Origin of the sequence: Methanoculleus sediminis (assembly GCF_001017125.1) — an archaeon.
Lineage (GTDB): Archaea > Halobacteriota > Methanomicrobia > Methanomicrobiales > Methanoculleaceae > Methanoculleus > Methanoculleus sediminis.
The window spans coordinates 1-21,221 of the sequence record NZ_JXOJ01000006.1 but is presented as its reverse complement, the minus strand read 5'-3'; the positions used below and the strand labels follow the sequence as shown (position 1 = coordinate 21,221).

The window sequence follows — 21,221 nt, the reverse complement described above, 5'->3', positions numbered from 1 at the left end:
GAAGATGGGCGTGATACTTACCACGGGCGATGCATAGATTCTATCTTCACGCTCCTTGAACGCCGGGCCGTGCGTTTCCTTACCTGGAACGCCACCAGCATCAGAGTTAATATCAAGAGGAGCAACCTATCAGGCAGACGTGATGAATATGGATTCCCCGTTCGTTCTGGTCAATCTCAAGACCTATCAGGAGGGTATGGGCAGCAACGCTCACCGGATCGCCGCTGCGGCCGAGATCGTGGCAAAAGAGAGCGGAGCCGTCATCGGCATCGCGCCGGCCTTCACCGAGCTCCACCCGATGAGCCACCACTACGCGATACCGGTCTACGCCCAGCATATCGACGCGATTACCCCAGGCGCCCATACCGGCCATATTCTCCCCGAAGCCGTCCGGTCGGCGGGCGCACGCGGCACCCTGATCAACCACTCCGAGCGCCGCCTCACCCTGGCCGATATCGGCGCCTGCGTCGAGAGCGCCCGGAGGCTCCACCTCGAGACGGTCGTCTGCACGAACAACGACGCGACGAGCGCCGCCGCCGCAGCGCTCCGGCCCGACTACGTGGCAATCGAGCCCCCGGAGCTGATCGGGAGCGGGGTCTCGGTCTCGAAGGCCGACCCGGGGATCATCGAGCGGTCGGTCAACGCCGTCCGGGCGGTGAACCCGGACGTGAACGTCCTGACCGGGGCGGGCATCCAGTCGGGCGAGTGCGTGAAGATCGCCGTCGACCTCGGGACATGCGGTGTTCTCCTCGCCTCAAGCGTGGTCAAGGCCGACGATCCCGAAGCGGTCCTCCGGGACCTGGTCTCGCTGCTCTAAAATCAGGTGATCAACGATATCAGGTCGTGCTTGGTGATCACGCCCTGCACCTTCCCCTTCTCGATGACGACGACCGCGTGGCTGTGGTGCAGGAGGTGGACGACCGTGTCGATCGGCGCCGTCGGGGGAACCGTCGGGAACCCGGGTTCCAGGTAGTCCCGCACCAGTTTCCGGTGCGTCTGGTGGAGTCCTCCCTCCTCCATGGCGTTCATGATCGCCGACTCGGAGATGCACCCGACGGGCACCTCCTTCTCGAGCACCGGCAGCTGGGAGATACCGTTTTTACCCATGATCTCGACGGCACGGCCGACGGGATCGTCCGGGGCGACGGAGAGCACGGGGGTGTGCATCACGTCGGCCGCCGTGACTGCCGAGTGCTCCGCCGCCCGCAGGACGTCCACGATCTTGGCGAGCGTGCTCACCCTCGGGTCCACGCTGCCCGCCTCGATCCGCGCGACCATGGACTGGCTGATTCCGGCCATACGGGCCACATCGGCCTGCTTTAAGCCCATTCGAAGCCGTTTTTCCCGCAGTTCCGCCGGGGTGGGTATCTCCATCTTATTACTATAGGTAATTTTTTTACATATATATTTGCCTGTAGGCACTGGAGAGGTTAATATACCCCCGGGCGCATGAGAGGGTATGGCCGTAACGGAGGAAGAACAGCAGACCGTCCTTGCGAAGATCAGGGATATCCTCTCGACCTACCACACCCGGGACGCCGTCCGGAGCGAACTGGAGTCCCTCGGGTTCGAAATCCGGGCGGAACACGCCGACGTCGTATCCATGGAGAACACACCCGCCGAGATCTTCGTCCAGTTATACACAAACGAACGGGGCGATGTCTTCGATTCGCACGTCGTGACGTTTGAAGAGATTGAACTGAAACCACGGAGTGGATGAGGTTCTATAACGGTTTCATTCAAAAGAGCTCAGCATGTTGTGAAGAGTGGGAGGAGTAAGCCTCCTTCTGTTCGGTGCGGCATTCAGCTACGCGCCATACCTGGGCGGATACCAGACGATCCATACGCCCGATTCTGGCTTGCACCCGCAGGGATTCACCGTTTCATCGTTTCCCGCCGCTGCGTTCAACGAGTTGCGCGGAAACCCGCGCCGCTCGCCCCCGGACGGGGGCTCGATCGTTTCATCACTGACGGCGGGCCGTGTCGTTTCTGTGTCATTGCCGTGACTCTCGCCACCCGCACTTGCATGCGGCTGCGTGTCTGGCCGGTGGGAGGACTTTCCTCAGCAGCACAGGGTGTGCCACCGTCGGCCGCACTCTCCCTCTCCCATATAATACTTCACCACGGGAGTATATACCCGTACGGGTGCTTCGCCCGGGTTCATCCGGAGCCGCCGGAATCAGAACCATTCTACGGGCGTTTCCGGATCGGCCGCGCATACCGGAAACACAGATAGATTTATATGCCGGTTCCGGGGTCTTACCATTGGCGTTACCATGGGGGGAAGCGAAGTTCACACACACCTGGAGCTTGCGGCAATCTTTGCGGCGTTCGTCGCCGTCACGACACTCTTCTCGCTCATCTCGTACGGGGCGAGCGGTATGGACGGCAGTTTCTCGCGCGATTCGGATGGATACCCTGTCTTTGCCGCAGGCGAACCGTATCTTGAACCGGTCGGGGAGGTCACCGGCTCCTCGTCGGTTCCGGGGCTCTCCGGCACCTTCGTCGATATCGTCGCCGTCCGCGTCGCCCACACCGGGGAAGGCGATCCGGTCGACCTTGCCCGGGCCACGGTGACGGTCATGGCAGGGACGTATCTTGAGATACTCGCCCCGTCCGGAGACACCCTTCCGGAACCGGGGACGTGGTCGGCGGCAACGCCCCGGGGCGATAACCTCCTCGGTGCCGGGGAAGAGTGCACGATCCGGCTCCGTCTCGACCGGCCGATCCCCGCGGGCGAGTCCCTGACCGTTCTGGTGCGCCCCGAGGGCAATGCACCCTGCTCCATCACCGGGCCGGCCGTTGCTCACGCTCCCTCTTCTCCCGAGAAAGACTAAAAGTATTCAATATCATACAACCCATTTTGATGGAAATGCTGACCCCGGAAGAAGGCAGAACGGCAGTTCGTCTGGCACGCAAAGCCATCGAGAAAGCCGTCGACGGCGAACGGATGGTGCTGCCCGATCTCCCAGAGGTTTTTGGGGAGAAACGCGGCGTCTTCGTCACGATCAAGCGGCAGGGGCATCTCCGAGGATGCATCGGCCTCCCGTACCCGATAAGGCCGCTCGGCGACGCGATCCTTGAAGCGGCAGCATCGGCGGCTCTCGAGGACCCCCGTTTTCCCCCGGTATCGCGGTCGGAACTCTGCGACCTCGACCTCGAGGTGACGGTGCTCACGCTTCCCCGGCAACTCGACTGCCCGCCACAGGAGCGCCCCGACCACGTCGAGGTCGGGAAGCACGGCCTGATCGTCAGCGGCCTCGGGACCGGGGGTCTCCTCCTCCCGCAGGTCCCGACCGAGTATGGCTGGGGCAGCAGGGAGTTCCTCGACCAGACCTGCATCAAGGCCGGGCTTTCGCCCGGATGCTGGAAACGCGGCGACGTCGCCGTGCAAACGTTCGAGGGGCAGATATTCGAAGAAAAGGCGGTTTAATCCGAATGGCAATTACTTTTGAAGTCATACACAAAGATATCGCGGGCAGGGTCGGCAAACTCCGGGTGAACGATAAAACGGTCCGGACGCCCGCACTCCTCCCCGTCGTCAACCCCCATCTCCCCCTGATAACTCCCCGCGAGATGCGGGAGATGGGCGTCGAGGCGCTGATCACGAACGCCTACATATTCAGGCGGAGCACCGAGTTCCACGACCGGGCGCTCGCGGAAGGGCTTCATGGCGTCCTCGACTTCGACGGCGTCATCATGACCGACTCGGGATCGTTCCAGCTCTCCGTCTACGGGGAGGTCGAGGTGAGCAACCGGGACACGCTCGAGTTCCAGCAGGCGATAGGAAGCGACATCGTCGTCCCCCTGGACATTCCCACCCCGCCCGATGCGGGCCGGGAGAGGGCGGCACGGGAACTCGCGGTCACGATGGAGCGGATCCGCGAGGCACAGGCTCTCTTCCCCGACGCGAACCTGGCAGCGCCGGTACAGGGCGGCATCTTCACCGACCTCCGCGAGGAGGCGGGCCGGGCCGTCCGGGACCTCGACTTCACTTTCGCTCCCATCGGAGCCGTGGTGCCCCTGATGGAAAGTTACCGCTACAAAGAACTCGTGCAGGTCGTCCTTGCGGCGAAACGCGGCCTCTCCCCGGCGACCGCCGTCCACCTCTTCGGTGCAGGCCACCCGTCGATGTTCGCCCTCGCCGTCGCAATGGGCTGCGACCTCTTCGACTCGGCCGCATACGCCCTCTTCGCCCGGGAAGGGCGCTACATCACCCCGCATGGGAGCCTCAAGATCGACGAACTCGCGGAACTCCCCTGCGCCTGCCGGGTCTGCCGCTCGATGACCGCCGACGAACTCCGGAAATCCGACGACCGGGAGCGGCTGCTCGCCCTCCACAACCTGCATGTCACTCTTGCGGAGATCGCCCGCATCCGGCAGGCGATCCAGGACGGAACACTCTGGGAACTCGTCGACGAGCGGTGCCGGAGCCACCCGCGCCTGCTTGACGGCTACCGGGAACTCCTCGCTCATGCTGCAGAACTCGAACGCGACGATCCCGTCTCCAAACGCCGGTTCTTCTACCGGGGCTCGGAGACCTGCCGGCGAACGGAGGTGCTCCGGTTCCACGAGGTCATCCCCCGCATCCCCGTCGGCGAGCGGGTGCTCGTCTCGTTCGACGGGCAGGGAGCGCCCGGGTTCGACACCGTCCTGAACTTCAAGCCGCCCTTCGGCCCCTACCCCGTGGAACTCGCGGAGACCTTCCCGGTAGGCCAGAGCGAGGTCCCGGAGTGGGACGACGATATGGTCCGGTCGGGGTGCGCGGGCATCCGGGCGCTGATGGAGGCGCACCCGGAGAGCCGGTTTGCCGTCCGGTGCGGCGAGGAGTGGGCACGCCTCGTGCTTGAAGAGGTTCCGGATGCGGAGGTGCTCCATGAGCAGGTATGAGGCGCAGAAGCGCGACGGCCTCGCCCGGATAGGAACCTACGAGTACGAAGAGGCGAGCGTATCCCTCCCCGCCGCCCTCGATACGGACGCCCTCTTCCCCACGCTCCGCGAACGGGCACTCTCGAACGTCCCGCTCGCCATCGACCCGGCGTTCGTGCAGAACTACTTCAGTCCCGGCGAGGGGCAGCCGGTGGCCGTCCACCCGCTCGCCGCCTCGGCGGAGTCCGGCGACTGCGTCATGGTCGCGAACTGGCACACGGCGGAGAAGAACCCCCGGAACTACGCGGGATGGCTTGCCGCTTTGAAAGAGAAACTCCCTCCGGACACCGCGTGGTACGCCCCGGCCGCGGCGCTCCCCTCGACCGCCTGCCTCCTCGTCTACTCGGGCTTCGACCTCTTCGACTACCGGGGGGTCGACCTCGCCTCCGCGCAGAAGAAGTTCTGCCTCTCCGAAGGCGAGTTCCCCGCGTCGATGATGGAGACCGGGGTCTGCGGGTGCGAGGGCTGCCGGGAGGGCGACCTCGCGCGGCACAACCGTCTCGCGCTCGACCGCGAGATTGCCCTCGTGCGGCACTACGTCGAGGCGGGGAGGCTCCGGGAGCTGATGGAGGCCCGGTGCCGCACGGACGCCGCGCAGGTCGGCATCCTCCGGTTCCTCGACCGCAACTACGCATTTATGGAGCGCTCCCTCCCGGTGGCGCGGGCAGTGCCGATGCGGGCAAACACGGCCGAGTCGCAGAACCGGGCGGAAGTCCGGCGGTTCGCCGACCGGGTGATCGAGCGGTTCGTCCCGACCCGGACGGACGTCGCGGTCCTCCTTCCCTGCTCGGCGCGGAAGCCCTACTCGCTCTCCCGGAGCCATCGGCTCTTCGTGAACACCGTGAACCGGCGGGCGCACGAACTGATCGTCACCTCGCCCCTCGGCCTCGTGCCGAGAGAACTCGAGCGGGTCTACCCGGCGGGCCATTACGACGTGCCGGTGACCGGCTACTGGGACCGCGAGGAGTGCGCCTTCATCGCCGATATCCTTACCCGTTACTTCGCCGCCCACCCCTACCGGCGGGTGATCGCGCACCTCGAAGGCGGGGCGCTCACGGTTGCGGAGATGGCGGCGGAAGCCTGCGGGATCGACCTCGAGGTGACCTGCAAGGGGCACCCGACGGCGCCGGGGTCACTGCATGCCCTGGATGCCGCCCTCGAAGGCGAGCGGCGGATGCAGACCGACACCATCCGCGGCACGGTCTCCTGGCAGTTCGCGACCGATATCAACACAAAGGGCCTCCAGCTCCGGGGGAGGAGCATGCAGATGGCGGTCCTCCGCGGGAAACAGCAGCTCTTCAGCATCGACGCGGGGACCGGGCTCTTCCGCCCGACGTTCGAGGGCTGGGACCTGATCCCGGAGGGCTACCGGGTCAGGATAGATTCGTTCGTGCCGCAGGGCGACGTCCTCGCCCCGGGGATCACGGCATGCGACCCCCGGATTCGGGAAGGCGACGAGGTGCTGGTCGAAGGCCCGCTCGCGATCGCGACCGGCCGGGCAACGATGGGCGCGGACGAGATGCTCCGGTCGAAGCGCGGGGTCGCGATCAGGGTGCGGAAGGTGAAGAAGCTCGGGGAGTGAGGGGGACCGGGGGTTCGGTTCCCCCTGGGCTTATTTTTTGTGGCGCTCAAATTTGGAATCGTCAAGGGCGTCGCCTTTCGTGTCTGTGACATCAGGTAACACTGTCAAGCGAGTATAGAGCCCGGTACAGTGGACCGTGGTGGCCTGCGCACCTTCGGTGCTCGTGCTCCTGCCCTTCGGCCAGTCGCATATCGCCATTGGGGGAACGACGCTCCGGAGAACGACCGTCCGCAGGACGGGAGTTTGAGAAGCCATCAGGCTTCGAGGAGCGGAGTTCGAGAAACCTGAAGGGTTTCGCTGTGGGGCTGACGGGGAGGGGGGAGCATCCCCCCTCCCCTGTCTCTACCCCAGAAGACTACACCTGTGCCCCCACCCCACCCGGCCTTCGGCCTCCTCCCCCGCCCCGGGGGGCGGGGGCAGTCATGGCGATAGCCGATGGAAATCCGTGTTACAGACACACGGGAGTAGCAAGAATTCTAATTCCCATCAAGAGGGCAAACACGTTTTCGAAACCCGCGGCCTCAAATCTGTATTGCAAATCCCAAACAAAAAAAGAACGACAGTCTCCCCCGCCGCCAAAAACCCCGAAAAACCCCTACTTCCTCGGGACGAGCTTCACCGCCGTCCCGTAGGCAAGAAGTTCCGCCGCCGTCGCCATCGTCTGGGACGTCGTGAACCGGACGTTCACCACCGCATCGGCCCCGAGGTCGCGCGCGGAATTGACCATCCGGTTGTACGCCTCGGTCCGGGCATCGGCGAGCATGGCGGTATATTCCTCGAGTTCTCCGCCGACCAGGCTCTTGAGCCCGGCCATGACGTCTTTTCCTACGTTCTTCGTCCTTACCGTGTTTCCAAAGACCACGCCGAGAACCTCTCCCACGGCGTAGCCCGGCACTTCTTCAGTCGTCGTCAGTATCATATTCGGTTCACTCCCTGATTGCTTCGATGCTCTCCTCGCGCCCCCGCCAGATGATCAGCGCAACGCCGATCGCGATGAGCGGGATACTGTAGAGGAGGAGGAACGGGAGCCCCAGGACCGCGATGATCGTGATCGCCGCACCGATGGCGGTCAGGACAATACCCCAGAGTACCTGGCTCCGCATACCTATTCCTGTGACGGATCAACGGATAACCGTTCGTGTTTTTTACTCCGCACCCATCTTCGCTCCGGTCGATCATGGGGTACGGTTCAAGGTAGAGGAGCTGCAGTAAAGAGGCTGGAGCCACAATATGTACGAAGCGTTAGATGCGTTTTGACGTCATGAAAATTAACATCATCAGGAGTGAAGCGGTTGTATAAGATAGAATTGGCGACGAAACTCGCCGACCGGGTTTACGAATACTGGATACGTGCGCCGCAGGTGGCGCAGCACGCACGGGCGGGCCAGTTTGTTATCCTGCGCCTGCACGAGGCAGGCGAGCGGATACCGCTCACCATCTCCGCGGTCAGGGGAGACACCGTCCGGGTGATCTTCATGACCGTCGGCAAGACGACCGAGGAACTTGCGACGCTCGGCGCGGGCGACAGCATCAGCGACGTCGTGGGGCCGCTCGGCAAGCCGAGCGAGATCGAGAACTACGGCACCTGCTGCGTCATCGGCGGCGGGGTGGGGATCGCGAGCACCCCCCTCATCGCAAAGGAGCTGAAAAGTGCGGGCAACTACGTCATCGGGATCATCGGTGCGCGGAACGCCGATCTCCTCATCCTGGAGGACGAGATGGAGGAGATCTGCGACGAGCTCTACATCACGACCGACGACGGGAGCAAGGGCGTCCACGGGTTTGCGGCCGACGTCCTGAAGAAACTGCTTGAAGAGAGGAAGATCGACCGGGTCTGGATCATCGGCCCCGCCATCATGATGAAGGTCACCTCCGGCGCGACGGTGCCCTACGGCGTGAAGACCTACGTGAGCCTCAACCCGATCATGGTCGACGGGACGGGGATGTGCGGCTCCTGCCGGGTGACCGTCGGGGGAGAGACGAAGTTCGCCTGCGTCGACGGCCCCGAGTTCGACGCCCACCAGGTCGACTTCGCCGAACTGATGCAGCGGCAGCGGATCTACACCGGGCAGGAGAAGGCCTCGCTCGAGCGGTTTGCGGAGCACCGGTGCCGGTGCGGCGAAGGAGGCCACCACCATGAGTGATCGGCCGGCCGACGTCCGGGTTAAGGACTTCAAGGAAGTCGACGGCGGTCTCACCCCTGCCGAGGCCGTCGCCGAGGCGGAGCGCTGCCTCCAGTGCAAGAAGCCGCTCTGCGTGAAGGGCTGCCCTGTCTGCATCGACATCCCCGCGTTCATCGGGCACGTCGCGGAGGGGGACTTCCCCGCGGCCGCGCGGGCGCTCAAGGAGCAGAACATGCTCCCCGCCATCTGCGGGCGTGTCTGCCCGCAGGAGACCCAGTGCGAGGGCGTCTGCATCCTCGGCAACAAGGAGACCCCGATCCGGATCGGCGCGCTTGAGCGGTTCGTGGCCGACTGGGAGCGGGCGAACGACCCCACCCTCCCCGACGTGGCGAAGCCGACCGGGAAGCGCGTGGCGGTCGTGGGCTCCGGCCCGGCGGGGCTGACGGCTGCGGCCGAGCTCGCCCGCGCCGGCCACGCCGTCACGATCTATGAATCGCTCCACGAGGCCGGCGGCGTCCTGACCTACGGCATCCCCGCGTTCCGGCTCCCGAAGGACGTCGTCAGAGCGGAGATCGACCAGGTGCTCGCTCTCGGCGCTCGCTTAAAGAAGAACCACCTCGTGGGCCGGAGCGTCAGCGTGGACGAACTCCTCGCTTACGACGCGATCTTCCTCGCGACCGGCGCGGGGCTCCCCGCGTTCATGGGCATCCCCGGGGAGAACCTGAACGGCGTCTACTCGGCAAACGAGTTCCTGACGAGAGTGAACCTGATGCACGCCGAGGCGTTCCCGGAGTACGACACCCCGGTCATACACGGCGCCCGGGTGGCGGTGATCGGCGGCGGCAACGTCGCGATGGACTCCGCACGGGTGGCGCGCCGCCTGGGTGCGAAGGTCTCGCTCGTCTACCGGCGGGGCGAGGAGGAGATGCCGGCACGGAGGGCCGAGGTCCTGCACGCGAAGGAGGAGGGGATCGAGTTTTACACCTGCACGAACCCGACCCGGATCATCGGAGAGCAGTGCGTCACCGGGATCGAGTGCGTGAAGATGTCCCTCTGCGGCCTCGACGCAAGCGGCCGCCGGTCGCCTGAACCGATCGAGGGGAGCGAGTTCACCCTCGACGTGGACATGGTGATCCAGGCGATCGGCACGAGCCCGAACCCGCTCCTCGTCTCCCTGATCCCGGGGCTCGAGCGCGGCCGGAAGGGCAACGTCGCCGTCGACGAGAACGGCCGGACCTCGATCCCCCACGTCTACGCCGGCGGGGACATCGCCACCGGCGCCGCGACGGTGATCGAGGCGATGGGCTCGGCGAAGAAGGCGGCCGCGGCGATCGACGCGATGCTGAAGGGTGAGTAAGACTCTCCCACGGCTCCGGCGTCAGGTGTCCCGATTCACCGGCCGGAGATCAATCAGGGCGTACCCCGCCCTGCAGACACTCTTTTGAGAGCACCATTAACCCACGCGAGACTCGTTGCTAACCCTCCAGCATCCGGCCCCCTCACTCCGTAACGCAGTAGACGTAGTAGACCCGTTGCCCGTCTTCTGCCACGACGTCCACCCCGTGCACCTCGTTCTCGAATCCGGGGAAGAGGGTGTCGAACTCCTGCGACGAGACGAGGTAACCGACGATCGCCCGCGTGGCCGGGCCGCACCGCTCCCCCGGCATGATGACGGGAATACCGGGCGGGTAGGGGACGACCATCACCGCGACCGTCTTCCCCTCGATGTCGCTCGCGGGCACCGGCGTCACCTCGCCGCGCACCAGGCGGCGGTAGGCCTCCGCAGGCGTCATCACCGGTTCCGGCAGCGTCGCGTAGACGTTTCTGAGCGTCCCGGCGATCGACTCGTCCCGCAGGTAGCCGTGCATCTCCCGGCAGAGGTCGGCGAGCCCCCGCCCGGAAAACCGGGCGGGGTGCTGGCGCACCAGGTCGGGGAAGACCTCCTCGAGCGGGCTGTTGCCGTCGTAGAGCGCCTTGAACCGGAAGAGTTCCGCGAGCAGCGTCCCGGACTTGCCCTTGGTGATCCCGAGCGTGAAGAGGACCAGGAACGAGTAGTACCCAGTCTTCTCGACGACGATCCCGTTCTCCCGCAGGTACTTCGTGACGACGGCCGCCGGTATCCCCCGCTCCTCCATCTCCCCGCCCGGCCCAATCCCCGGGGTGAGGATCGTCACCTTGATGGGGTCGAGCATGGCGTAGCCTTCCTCGAGGCCGGGAAAGCCGTGCCAGGCATCGTGGGGCTCCAGGAGCCAGCAGCCGGCATGGTTCCGGAGGAGAGCATCGTCCGCCTCCGGAAGCGCCCTCTCCGTCTTCTCGTCCATGATACAGTCGGGCTGCCAGACGGTGAACCACCAGTAATCCTCCCGCGGGGAAGAGCCTGCCCGGATCTCTTCGGCCACCGTCACCATCTTCTTTCGAAAGACGATCGCCTCCTCGATCGCCTCCTCGACGAGGAACCGCCCCGAGTGCCCGGCCATCATCCTAGCGGCGACGTCGAGCGACGCAATGATGGTGTACTGGGGGGAGGTCGAGGTGAGCATCATGAACGCCTCGTTGAACCGCGGGTGATCGACAACTCCCCGGCCCTGCCTGACGTGGAGCATCGAGCCCTGCGAGAATGCCGCGAGAACCTTATGGGTCGACTGGGTGGCAAAGACCGTCGGGCCGACCGCATCCGTCTCGTGCATCCCGAACCTTCCGGCGTAGAGGGGGTGGAACCGGGCGTAGCCCGACCACGCCTCGTCGAAGTGGATATACGGAACCGTCTCCCGCAGGTTCTCCTCGATCCTCTCCGCACTGTAGCAGATCCCGTCATAGGTAGAGTTCGTGACCGCGGCCATCCTGACCGTCCGCGACGCTGGATCGTCGATGAGAGGGCAGTTTCTGACTTTCTCCGCGACGACCTCGGGATGGAACTCGCTGTTCCGGACAGGCCCGATGATCCCGTACTCGTTCCGTGCCGGGATGAGGTAGATCGGGACGGCGCCGGTCATGACGATCGCGTGCATCACCGACGCATGACAGTTCCGGTCCACCAGGACGACGTCGCCGGCGGTGACGGTCGAAAGCCAGACGATCTTGTTCGCGGCCGACGTGCCGCCGGTGACGAAGTAGGTGCGGTCGGCCCCGAAGACCTCCGCGGCCTTCCGCTCCGCCTCCCCGACGACGCCGGAATGTTCCAGGAGCGAACCGAGTTCCTGCACCGAGGCCGAGAGATCGGCCCGCAGAGCGTTCTCCCCGAAGAAGTTGTAGAAGATCCGGCCTGCGGCGCTCTTGAGGAACGCGACGCCGCCCATGTGCCCCGGCGTGTGCCAGGAGTAGCGGTATTCCTCGACGTAGTCCATCAGCCCCCGGAAGAAGGGCGGGAGGACGTCGGCGAGGTAGTTCGTTGCCGCCCGCTTGATGTGGCCGGCGATGAAGCCGGGGGTGTCCTCGAGTTTCCAGATGTAGCCGTCGATCCGGGATATGACGGAGAGGGGTATGGCGGAGATCGCCAGTTTCTCGGTGTTCAAGAATATCGGGATCTTCGGGTTCCTCTCCCGGATGAGAGTGATGAGGTCCGCGGCGGTGAGCGTGCCGTCCGCGGCCTCGGGGGAGAGTTCCCAGTCGATGACGATGCAACTCGCGTGGGGGTGCGAGAGGAATGCGTGAACCCCGTCCCGGGCGGTCAGCGCCTCGATGACGGGGAAGTTCTCTTCTTTCAGTTCTTTCACGATCTCCCGCGACGCCCGGCCTTCCGCGGTATCCGAGTGCAGTTCGTCGTCGATGACGATAACGGGAAACTCCTCCAGGTAGTCCATGCAGTCACACTTCCCGGAGGGTGATCGGGAGAGGTCGCTTTAGAACCTTTTGGCCCGGACGACGGCAATCCCGACCTCCCGCCGAACCATCGTCATCACGGGAGATCCAGCCATTTCCACGCCGTCCCGGGCAGGGTGCCGCTCTGATGGGCTGCCGGAACGGCGCCCGCACGCCGTCGGTGCATCGGAGCCGGGAGAGACGGAGAGGATCGATGGTGCCCCGGAGCCGACGACATTTATATACGGAAACGGCCATCTACCCCCGATGACAGGCGAGGGCTCAAATCCACCAAAGGTCTGTCTGGGATTCGATATCCACTATCCCTGTTACCTCAATCCCGGATTTCGGCCAGGTACGGTCAAGAGAACGAAAGACGCGAAAGACAGGTACTTTAATCCGGATATGAAGGAAAGCCTGGGAGATGTCATCGAGCGTTCTTTTCGGCCGGCAACGGAGATCCTCCTCGATCTGCTTGATAGCGGGTTTACCTGCGCCATCAGCATCTCCGGGGCGATCGTGGAGCACCTCGAAGAGTGGTACCCGGAGATGCTCGACCATCTCACCGTCGCGGCCACCCATTCCAGCGTCGAAGTCCTCGCCCAGACCTATTATCACAGCGTCGCCGGACAGTTTGCCGATATGGCGGAGTTCGAGGCCGAACTCCACATGCACCGCGACCTGATGAAGGAACACTTCTCCGTCGTGCCGACCACGTTTGCGCATACCGATTATCCCATCACCCCCGCCACCGCGGAGGTGCTCGATGACGCCGGAATCAGGGCGGCCGTCATCGAGGGGGGCGAGGGGCCGGCTCTCGAGAGAGACCCGAACTACACATACACCTACCGCGATCTTCCCGTCATCGTTACCCACTGCGATCTCGCCGACGATATCGCCGTCCGGTTTCCCTGGCGGGGATGGGACAAATGGCCGCTCATGGCCGACCGGTATGCGGAGTGGCTCTCCGTATCCCCCGGCGACTGCGTCACGCTCTTCCTCGACTACCGGGTCTTCGGGGGCGCTATCGGGGCCGAGACGGGCATCCTCGAGTTCCTGCGGGCGCTCCCGGCCGCCCTCGCAGGGGAGGGGATAGAGACCGTGCGCCCATCGGATGCCGCAAACTTCCCTGCGCACGGGGAGATCGGGGAGACGGCCAAACCGGAGAGCCTGCAGAGAACCATCCTGCAGCAGTCCGCCCTTCAGGCGCTCGAGGAAGCCCGCGATCTGGTCGCGGACAGGGGCATCTGGCGGTGCCTTCTCGATACCGACCATATCCGCAGAATGGCCATGCGCTCGGCTTCGTGCGGGAAACCGCTCCACGCCGTCAGCCACCAGGCGACCCACGACCACTTCGCCTCCTTCATGCGGGTTCTCTCCGACCTCGAGGAACGGTCGGCAGCCGGCGCACGCTCGCGGAAATCCGTCCTCTCGCTCCGGTGCGTCCCGCCGGAGAAGGCGTTCTACTTCTCGTCGCACGAACGGCCGGCCGGCTATGCCGCCCACAGCCTGCAGGAACTCCTGAACATGCTCGAATTTGCCCCCGACGACGTCATCCGCTACCATGTAGAGCGCGAAGATTTCTCCCGGTGGATCGACCTCGTCATCGGCGACGAAAATCTGGCGAAGAAGGTTTCGGGCGTCTCCGACCGTGCAGAACTTCGATCGATGATACAGAAGAGGATTGAAAGGCTATGGAAACGCTTAAGATAGCGTTCTTCTGCTGGGAATCGCTTCATTCCACGTTCAAGGTGGGCGGCCTTGCGCCGGCGACGACCCACCTCGCCGAGCGTCTCGCCCTGAAGGGGCACGAGGTCCACTTCTTCACGCGGGGGGAACGGGACGATACGACGATCAACGGCGTGCACTACCACTACTGCCTGCCGTACGGCGACAACGTCATCGAGTACTGCAGGACGATGAGCAACATGCTCGTGGACACATTCCGTGCTCACGACGCGCCGCCGTTCGATATCCTCCATTTCCACGACTGGCATCTCGTGGAGGCGATGCACGTTCTCCGCGACAGGAACACCGTTCTCTCATTCCACTCCACCGAGTACGGACGGCACGGGGGGAATTTCGGGGGCTGGTGGGAGTTCCAGGAGATATCGGGCAAGGAGTGGTACGGGGGCTACATCGCAAAGGCTGTCACGACCGTCTCCAACTCGACGAAGACCGAGGTGATGTGGCTCTACAACATCCCCGAGTGGAAGATCGCCGTCATCCCGAACGGAATCGATCCCGATGCCTACCGCGCCCGGGTCGATCCGGGCGAGGTGAAGAAACACTACGGCATCCACCCGCTCGCGCCCGTCGTCCTCTTCGTCGGGCGCCTCACCTACCAGAAGGGGCCCGACCTCCTGCTGCAGGCCATACCCGAGATCCTGGCCAAACGCTGGGACGTGCAGTTTCTCTTCGCCGGCACCGGGGATATGCGCAGTTACCTGGAAGGGGCGGCGAACGGTCTTCCCGTGCAGTTCCTCGGCTACGTCTCCGACGAGGAGCATGTCCGGCTCCTGAATGCCTGCGACCTCGTCGCCATCCCGAGCAGGAACGAGCCGTTCGGGCTCGTCCTCACGGAGGCCTGGAGCGCGGAGCGTTGCGTCGTCGCGACCGACGTCGGGGGGCTCGCCGAGAATATCGATAACTTCAAAAACGGGATCAAGGTTCCCGTCCGGTCGGACTCGATCGCCTGGGGAGTCTGCCACCTCATCGACGATCCGGCCTACATGCAGAGGCTCGGGAAAGCCGGGCGCAGAAAGGTGATGGACAGGTTCCGGTGGAGCGTCGTCACGGAACGAATGCTCGGCGTCTACAGGGACATCCCCCTGGCGGGCCGTGATGAAGACTGGGATGGGTGAGAGCGTGCAGCAGGCGTTGCCCGATATCACGAAGACCGGGACTCTCGTCACCGACTACGACGTCTACCTCTTCCGGCAGGGGAACCACACCCGCCTCTACGAGAGGCTGGGAGCGCATCCCGCCGTCGCCGACGGCGTGCAGGGGACGTTCTTTTCCGTCTGGGCGCCGAACGCCGCGGAGGTCTCGGTCATCGGGGACTTCAACGGGTGGAAGGCGGGCGAACACCCGCTCGCGGCGCGGGGCGACAACTCCGGCATCTGGGAAGGTTTCGTCCCGGAACTCGGCCAGGGGGCGCTCTACAAGTATCAGATCAGGAGCAGGTACCGCGATTACTGCGTGGAGAAGGGCGACCCGTTCGCCCGCTTCTGGGAGGTTCCGCCGAAGACCGCGTCCGTCGTCTGGGATCTTTCCTATGCCTGGCGCGACCGGTCGTGGATGCGCTGCCGGGAGGAGGCGAACACCCCGGACGCCCCCATATCCGTCTACGAGGTTCATCTCGGTTCGTGGCGGATGCCGGAGGGGGAGAGACGGTGCACGAGCTACCGGGAGCTTGCAACCGAACTCGCCGACCACCTGCTCGAGGCCGGTTTCACGCACGTCGAGTTCCTCCCGGTCATGGAGCACCCCCTCTACGCCTCCTGGGGCTACCAGACGCTCGGCTACTTCGCCCCCACGAGCAGGTACGGCACCCCGCAGGACTTCATGCACCTCGTCGAGCACCTCCACCTGCGCGGGATCGGGGTGATCCTCGACTGGGTGCCGTCCCACTTCCCTTCCGACGGTTACGGCCTCTCTTACTTCGACGGCACCTACCTCTACGAGCACGCTCTTCCGGGCCGGCGCTACCACCCGGAGTGGAAGAGTTACGTCTTCAACCTCGCGAGGAACGAGGTCAGGTCGTTTCTCATCAGCAGCGCCGTCTTCTGGCTCGAGCGCTACCACGCGGACGGTCTCCGGGTCGACGCGGTCTCCTCGATGCTCTACCTCGACTATGCCCGGAGCGCCGGGGAGTGGACGCCGAACGTCTACGGCGGGCGGGAGAACCTCGAGGCGATGACGTTTCTGCGGAAGATGAACGACACCGTCCACGCGAACTTCCCGGACGTCCTCGTCGTCGCCGAAGAGGCGACCGCATGGCCGGGGGTGACCGCCCCGACCGCGACCGGGGGGCTCGGGTTCGACCTGAAGTGGAACATGGGCTGGATGCACGATGCGCTGGACTACTTCGCGCTCGACCCGGTCTTCCGGAAGTACCGGCCCGATCTCCTGACGTTCAGCATATGGTACGCGTTCTCCGAGCGTTATGTCCTCCCCCTCTCGCACGACGAGGTCGTCCACGAGAAGAGCGCGCTCGTCGGGAAGATGCCCGGCGACGAGTGGCGGAAACGGGCGAACCTCCGTCTCCTATATGGGTATATGTTCACGCACCCGGGCAAGAAACTCCTCTTCATGGGCGGGGAGTTCGGGCAGTGGTCGGAGTGGAACCACGAGACCGGGCTTGAGTGGCACCTCCTGCAGTATGCCCCCCACCAGGGGATCCTCCGGTGGGTTACCGACTTGAACCGCCTCTACCGGCGGGAGCCCGCCCTCCACGAGCGGGACGCCGAGCCGGCAGGGTTCGAGTGGGTCGACTTCTCGGACGTCGAGAAGAGCGTTGTCAGCTACCTGCGGCGGGGGCGGTCGGCCGACGACGTCGTCCTGGTCGTCTGCAACTTCACCCCGGTGCCGCGTTACAACTACCGGGTCGGCGTCCCGTTCGGCGGGTTCTGGAAAGAGGTGCTCAACAGCGATGCGGTAGAATACGGCGGGAGCGGTGTCGGGAACCTCGGCGGTGTGGAGGCGGAGCGGGTTGCAGCACACGGCCGGTCGTGCTCGCTCCCGCTCACCCTGCCCCCGCTCGGGGTGGTCGTCTTTCTTCCCGAGGGGGCGTGACCAGTGAAGCGTGCCGTCTGCATCCACGGTCACTTCTACCAGCCCCCGCGCGAGAACCCCTGGCTCGGGGAGGTCGGGGTGCAGCGCTCCGCCGCGCCGTACCACGACTGGAACGAGCGGGTGACCGCGGAGTGTTACGCACCGAACACCGCCGCACGCATTCTCGATCCCGACGGGCTGATCGAAGATATCGTGAACACCTATTCAAGGATCAGTTTCACGGCCGCCCCGACGCTCTTTGCCTGGCTCGCGCGGCATCGCCCGGAGGTCTACGGTGCGATTCTTGATGCGGATCGCGAGAGCCGGGATCGTTACGGCGGCTACGGGTCCGCGATCGCCTGCTGCTACAACCACGTCATCATGCCGCTTGCAACCCCGCGGGACAAACGGGCCCAGATTGCCTGGGGAATCCGCGACTTTGTGTCACGATTCGGCCGGGAGCCCGAAGGGATGTGGCTTTCGGAGACGGCGGTCGATCTCGAGTCGCTGGATCTGATGGCGGCAGCAGGCATCCGGTACACCATCCTCGCCCCCCACCAGGCCGCAGGCGTGCGGGCGATCGGGGAAGAGGGCTGGACGGACGTCTCCGGCGGCAGGGTCGAGACGAAGATGCCCTACCTCTGCCGCCTCCCCTCCGGCCGGAGCATCGCGGTCTTCTTCTACGACGGGGCAATCGCCCGCGACGTCGCGTTCGGCGACCTGCTCTTCGACGGGCGGCGGTTTGCCGGGCGGCTGATAGGCGCGTTCTCCCGGGGAAGAGACCGTCCCGAACTCGTGCATATCGCGACGGATGGGGAAACTTACGGCCACCACCGCGAGTTCGGGGAGATGGCGCTCGCCTACTGTCTCCGTGCAATCGAGGCGCGCCGCGACATCCGCCTCACGGTCTACGGCGAGTACCTCGCCGCTCACCCGCCCACGCACGAGGCGCTCGTCCGCGAGGAGACGTCGTGGAGCTGCGCCCACGGCATCGAGCGATGGCGCGGGGAGTGCGGGTGCCACAGCGGGACGCATCCGGGGTGGTCGCAGGCATGGCGGTGCCCGCTCCGGGAGGCGATCGCCATGGTCAGGGATGCTCTCGCCCCCCGGTCGGAGGAGGCGATCGCGGCTCTCGTCCGCGATCCCGCGGAGGCCCGCGACGCCGCCGCCGGTCTCGTCCTCGGCCGGTGGTCGGACGAGAGCGTGGCGGCGTTCTTCTCCCGGCACGCACCCGGCGGCATCGATGCCGAAGGCCGGTGGCGGGCGCTCTCCCTCCTTGAGATTGAGCGGCAGGCGATGCTGATGCAGGCGAGCTGCGGCTGGTTCTTCGACGACATCACGGAGCCCGGGAGCGTCCAGGTGATGCGGCACGCGAAGCGGGCGATGGATCTTGCCCGGCAGGTTCTCGGGATCGATCTCGAACCGGCGTTCATCGAGATCCTCCGCCGTGCGCCGGTGAACGAGCCGGGGTACGCGACCGGCGCGGATGTCTACGATGCCCTTGTCCTGCCGGCGGCGGTCGACCTCCCCCGGATTGCAGGCGGGATCGCTCTCTACGCGCTCTTCGGCCTCGAGCACCCCGCGGCTGCGTCGGGTTTGTACGACGTCGCCGGAGACTGGCCGTACCGCTTGAACGCGAAAGAACGCCGTATCCTCGGGACCGTCAGGGTGCGGTCGCGGGCGACGGGGGAAGAGGCGTTATTCGATGCGGCCGCGGTCTTTGACGGGCTTGACCGGGTCGTCCTCGGTGTGCGCGAGCCCGGGAGCGGCGAGGCGCTCGAGGCGGTCCGGGAGAGCACCGATCCGGCCGGGGCGGTATCCGGAACCTTCTCCCGGGTCTACACCGCGCCCGATCTCTCCGAAGAGGAGCGGTGGGCGATCGCCCGCGAGATCGCGCCCGGGATCGGGGACGCCGTCTCTCGGGTCTACCTTGAAGCGGCGGCGCTGATCGGGGTGCTCGACGACCTCGGGATCCCCGTGCCGGGAGCTGCCGCCCGCCTTCTGGCGCACGCCCGCGCCGAGCGGCTGCTCGCGATGATCAACGAAGGGTGCCCCGACTCCGGACGGTTTTTCGCGCTCGCGGGGGAGATGCAGGCGGGGAGCATCGAGCCCGAGCTCGCGGCCCTCGTGGAGGCGGCGAGCAGGCGGATTACGCGTGCTCTCCGGGCGGCAGCGGCCCGACCGGATGATCCCGCTCCGCTCGAAGAGGTCTCCCGCATCGTCGGGTGTGCAAAGGTATTTCCTTTACCGCTCGCTCTGTGGGAGAGCCAGAACATCTGCGTCGGGATGCGCGGGCATTATGCGGAGATGCGGGAGCGTGCCGGCCGGGGTGACAGGGGTGCAAAACGATGGACAGAAGCCTTCGGGAGGGCGGCGGCATGCCTCGGCGTGCGGGTGACGTAGGGAGGAGGCCGGCATGAACCGGCGGAGCAGCGGGGTTCTCCTGCATGTCACGTCCCTTCCGTCGCCGTACGGCATCGGCGATCTCGGGCCCGCGGCGTACCGGTTCGTGGATCTTATCAGCCGTGCCGGGCAGCGCTACTGGCAGATCCTCCCCCTCAACCCGACGTGCCCGGTGTTCGCCAACTCACCCTACCAGAGCACCTCGGCGTTCGCCGGAAACACCTGGCTCATCAGCCCCGAGCAGATGGTCGCGGACGGTCTCCTCGCCCCGGAGGATATCGCAAACCCGCCCGACTTTCCTGCGGATCGGGTCGACTACCGGGCGGTTCTCGACTACAAGAACGGCCTCTTCGATACGGCGTTCGAACGGTTCAAGGAACGCGGCTCCGATTTTCGCTACGAGGATTTCGCGGCCGACAACACGTCGTGGCTCAACGACTATGCCATCTTCATGGCCCTCAGGGAGCGTTTCTCCGGGAGGGTCTGGGGAGACTGGCCGGCAGGGATCCGGGACCGGCACGATGAGGCGCTGCACAAGCACGGCACGGAACTTGCCGACCGGATCTTTCGGGAAAAGTTCCTCCAGTACGTCTTCGACCGCCAGTGGAAGACGCTCAAGAACCATTGCCGCATGCGCCATCTCCAGATCGTCGGGGACATCCCGTTTTACCTCACCTACGACAGCGTCGACCTCTGGGCAAACCCGGGGCTCTTCAAACTCGACGAGCAGAAGAAACCGACCGCCGTCGCGGGCGTGCCTCCGGATATGTTCAGCGATGACGGGCAGCTCTGGGGGAACCCGGTCTACAACTGGGACGCGCACCGGGAGCGGGGATTCGGGTGGTGGGAGAGCCGGATCGATCGCACCCTCACTCTCGTCGACCGGCTGCGTCTCGACCACTTCCGGGGGTTCGTGCAGTTCTGGGAGGTGCCTGCCGGTGAAGAGACCGCACGGAACGGGCGCTGGGTCGACGCGCCCGGCAGGGAACTCTTCACCCTGCTTGCACGGAGCAGGTCGTGCCTTCCCATCATCGCCGAAGACCTCGGCCACATCACTCCCGACGTCCACGAGATGATGGCGTATTTCGGGTTCCCGGGGATGAAGATCCTGACCTTCGGCTTCTCCGGCGACGTCGCGCAGAACCCCCATGCGCCCCACAACATCACGGAAGGTTCCGTCGCCTACACGGGGACGCACGACAACAACACCGTCCGGGGGTGGTTCGGGCGCGAGGTCCCCGACGACCAGAAAAACCTCCTGTTCCGCTACATCGGGGGACCGGTGAGCGGCGATGAGATACACCGGATCCTCATCCGTCTCGCGATGCTCTCCCCCGCCGATACCGTCATCGTCCCGATGCAGGACATCCTCGGTCTCGGGGAGGAGGCGCGGATGAACCGCCCGGGCACGACGGAGGGGAACTGGGAGTGGCGGCTCCGGCCCGACCAGGCAGGGGAAGAGAGCATGCGGGAGTTCGCCGAGGTGACGGGGATCTACGGGAGGGGGTGAAGGAAGGCGGGGAATCGGCGGTGAGTATTGCGGCATGAAACGTTGTTCTTGTGATTCCCATGTACGGCTTTCCAGTTGGTATCGCCACGCAGGGGGGTGG

The 21,221-nt window shown here is 65.2% G+C and carries 17 protein-coding genes and 1 other RNA gene; 13 read left to right on the top strand and 5 right to left on the bottom strand.

The window, feature by feature from the left end:
• The first annotated feature begins 148 nt into the window (after window positions 1–148).
• Entirely contained in the window at window positions 149–817 is a 669-nt protein-coding gene (tpiA, locus tag SZ63_RS10275) for a triose-phosphate isomerase (protein ID WP_048185048.1), read from the top strand.
• Window positions 818–819: 2 nt separating this feature from the next.
• Here tpiA and SZ63_RS10270 read toward each other — a convergent pair whose 3' ends face one another.
• Window positions 820–1,374 (bottom strand): CBS domain-containing protein, encoded by a 555-nt coding sequence (locus SZ63_RS10270; RefSeq protein WP_048185045.1) that lies wholly within the window; start codon window positions 1,372–1,374, stop codon window positions 820–822.
• Window positions 1,375–1,459: 85 nt separating this feature from the next.
• Between SZ63_RS10270 and SZ63_RS10265 the strand changes: the two genes are divergently transcribed.
• Window positions 1,460–1,720 (top strand): hypothetical protein, encoded by a 261-nt coding sequence (locus tag SZ63_RS10265; RefSeq protein WP_048185043.1) that lies wholly within the window; start codon window positions 1,460–1,462, stop codon window positions 1,718–1,720.
• A gap of 44 nt (window positions 1,721–1,764) precedes the next feature.
• Here the strand turns inward: SZ63_RS10265 and rnpB are convergent.
• Window positions 1,765–2,106, bottom strand: an RNA gene (rnpB, locus tag SZ63_RS12495) — RNase P RNA component.
• Window positions 2,107–2,276: 170 nt separating this feature from the next.
• Between rnpB and SZ63_RS10260 the strand changes: the two genes are divergently transcribed.
• From SZ63_RS10260 to arcS, 4 genes are read left to right on the top strand one after another with little or no spacing between them, the layout of a single operon-like run.
• The gene (locus SZ63_RS10260; protein ID WP_048185041.1) at window positions 2,277–2,837 is read left to right on the top strand and encodes a hypothetical protein; all 561 of its coding nucleotides are present in this window, start codon (window positions 2,277–2,279) and stop codon (window positions 2,835–2,837) included.
• Window positions 2,838–2,866: 29 nt separating this feature from the next.
• The gene (locus SZ63_RS10255) at window positions 2,867–3,433 is read left to right on the top strand and encodes a TIGR00296 family protein (RefSeq protein WP_048185039.1); all 567 of its coding nucleotides are present in this window, start codon (window positions 2,867–2,869) and stop codon (window positions 3,431–3,433) included.
• A gap of 5 nt (window positions 3,434–3,438) precedes the next feature.
• Entirely contained in the window at window positions 3,439–4,890 is a 1,452-nt protein-coding gene (gene tgtA / locus SZ63_RS10250) for a tRNA guanosine(15) transglycosylase TgtA (RefSeq protein ID WP_048185038.1), read from the top strand.
• Window positions 4,877–6,511: an archaeosine synthase subunit alpha gene (gene arcS, locus SZ63_RS10245; protein WP_048185034.1), complete on the top strand. Its 1,635-nt coding sequence runs from the start codon at window positions 4,877–4,879 to the stop codon at window positions 6,509–6,511. The genes tgtA and arcS overlap by 14 nt, the downstream gene beginning before the upstream one ends.
• A gap of 595 nt (window positions 6,512–7,106) precedes the next feature.
• Here the strand turns inward: arcS and SZ63_RS10240 are convergent.
• A complete protein-coding gene (locus tag SZ63_RS10240) occupies window positions 7,107–7,430 on the bottom strand; it encodes a YbjQ family protein (RefSeq protein ID WP_048185030.1) in 324 nt (107 codons plus the stop codon).
• Window positions 7,431–7,437: 7 nt separating this feature from the next.
• A complete protein-coding gene (locus tag SZ63_RS13085) occupies window positions 7,438–7,614 on the bottom strand; it encodes a hypothetical protein (RefSeq protein ID WP_169746323.1) in 177 nt (58 codons plus the stop codon).
• Between the two features lie 180 nt (window positions 7,615–7,794).
• Here SZ63_RS13085 and SZ63_RS10235 point away from each other — a divergent pair, with 180 nt between their 5' ends.
• Both SZ63_RS10235 and gltA read left to right on the top strand, forming a co-directional pair.
• Window positions 7,795–8,655, top strand: coding sequence for a sulfide/dihydroorotate dehydrogenase-like FAD/NAD-binding protein (locus SZ63_RS10235; protein ID WP_082122753.1), 861 nt, complete (start codon window positions 7,795–7,797; stop codon window positions 8,653–8,655).
• Entirely contained in the window at window positions 8,648–9,991 is a 1,344-nt protein-coding gene (gene gltA, locus SZ63_RS10230) for an NADPH-dependent glutamate synthase (RefSeq protein WP_048185269.1), read from the top strand. Before SZ63_RS10235 ends, gltA begins: the two co-directional genes overlap by 8 nt.
• Window positions 9,992–10,133: 142 nt before the next feature.
• On the opposite strand, the gene SZ63_RS10225 is transcribed toward gltA, so the two are convergent.
• Window positions 10,134–12,434: an Orn/Lys/Arg family decarboxylase gene (locus SZ63_RS10225; RefSeq protein WP_048185023.1), complete on the bottom strand. Its 2,301-nt coding sequence runs from the start codon at window positions 12,432–12,434 to the stop codon at window positions 10,134–10,136.
• Window positions 12,435–12,699: 265 nt separating this feature from the next.
• On the opposite strand from SZ63_RS10225, the gene SZ63_RS10220 reads away from it, so the two are divergent.
• The 5 genes from SZ63_RS10220 to malQ are packed head-to-tail and all read left to right on the top strand — an operon-like array spanning window position 12,700 to window position 21,121.
• Entirely contained in the window at window positions 12,700–14,145 is a 1,446-nt protein-coding gene (locus SZ63_RS10220) for a glycoside hydrolase family 57 protein (RefSeq protein ID WP_048185021.1), read from the top strand.
• Window positions 14,127–15,296: a glycosyltransferase family 4 protein gene (locus tag SZ63_RS10215; RefSeq protein ID WP_048185018.1), complete on the top strand. Its 1,170-nt coding sequence runs from the start codon at window positions 14,127–14,129 to the stop codon at window positions 15,294–15,296. Before SZ63_RS10220 ends, SZ63_RS10215 begins: the two co-directional genes overlap by 19 nt.
• Entirely contained in the window at window positions 15,277–17,229 is a 1,953-nt protein-coding gene (glgB, locus tag SZ63_RS10210; RefSeq protein WP_241481319.1) for a 1,4-alpha-glucan branching protein GlgB, read from the top strand. The genes SZ63_RS10215 and glgB overlap by 20 nt, the downstream gene beginning before the upstream one ends.
• A gap of 3 nt (window positions 17,230–17,232) precedes the next feature.
• Window positions 17,233–19,611, top strand: a complete 2,379-nt coding sequence (locus SZ63_RS10205; RefSeq protein WP_048185012.1) for a DUF3536 domain-containing protein — start codon at window positions 17,233–17,235, stop codon at window positions 19,609–19,611.
• 13 nt (window positions 19,612–19,624) lie between these two features.
• Window positions 19,625–21,121, top strand: coding sequence for a 4-alpha-glucanotransferase (gene malQ / locus SZ63_RS10200; protein WP_048185009.1), 1,497 nt, complete (start codon window positions 19,625–19,627; stop codon window positions 21,119–21,121).
• The last annotated feature ends 100 nt before the right edge of the window (window positions 21,122–21,221 follow it).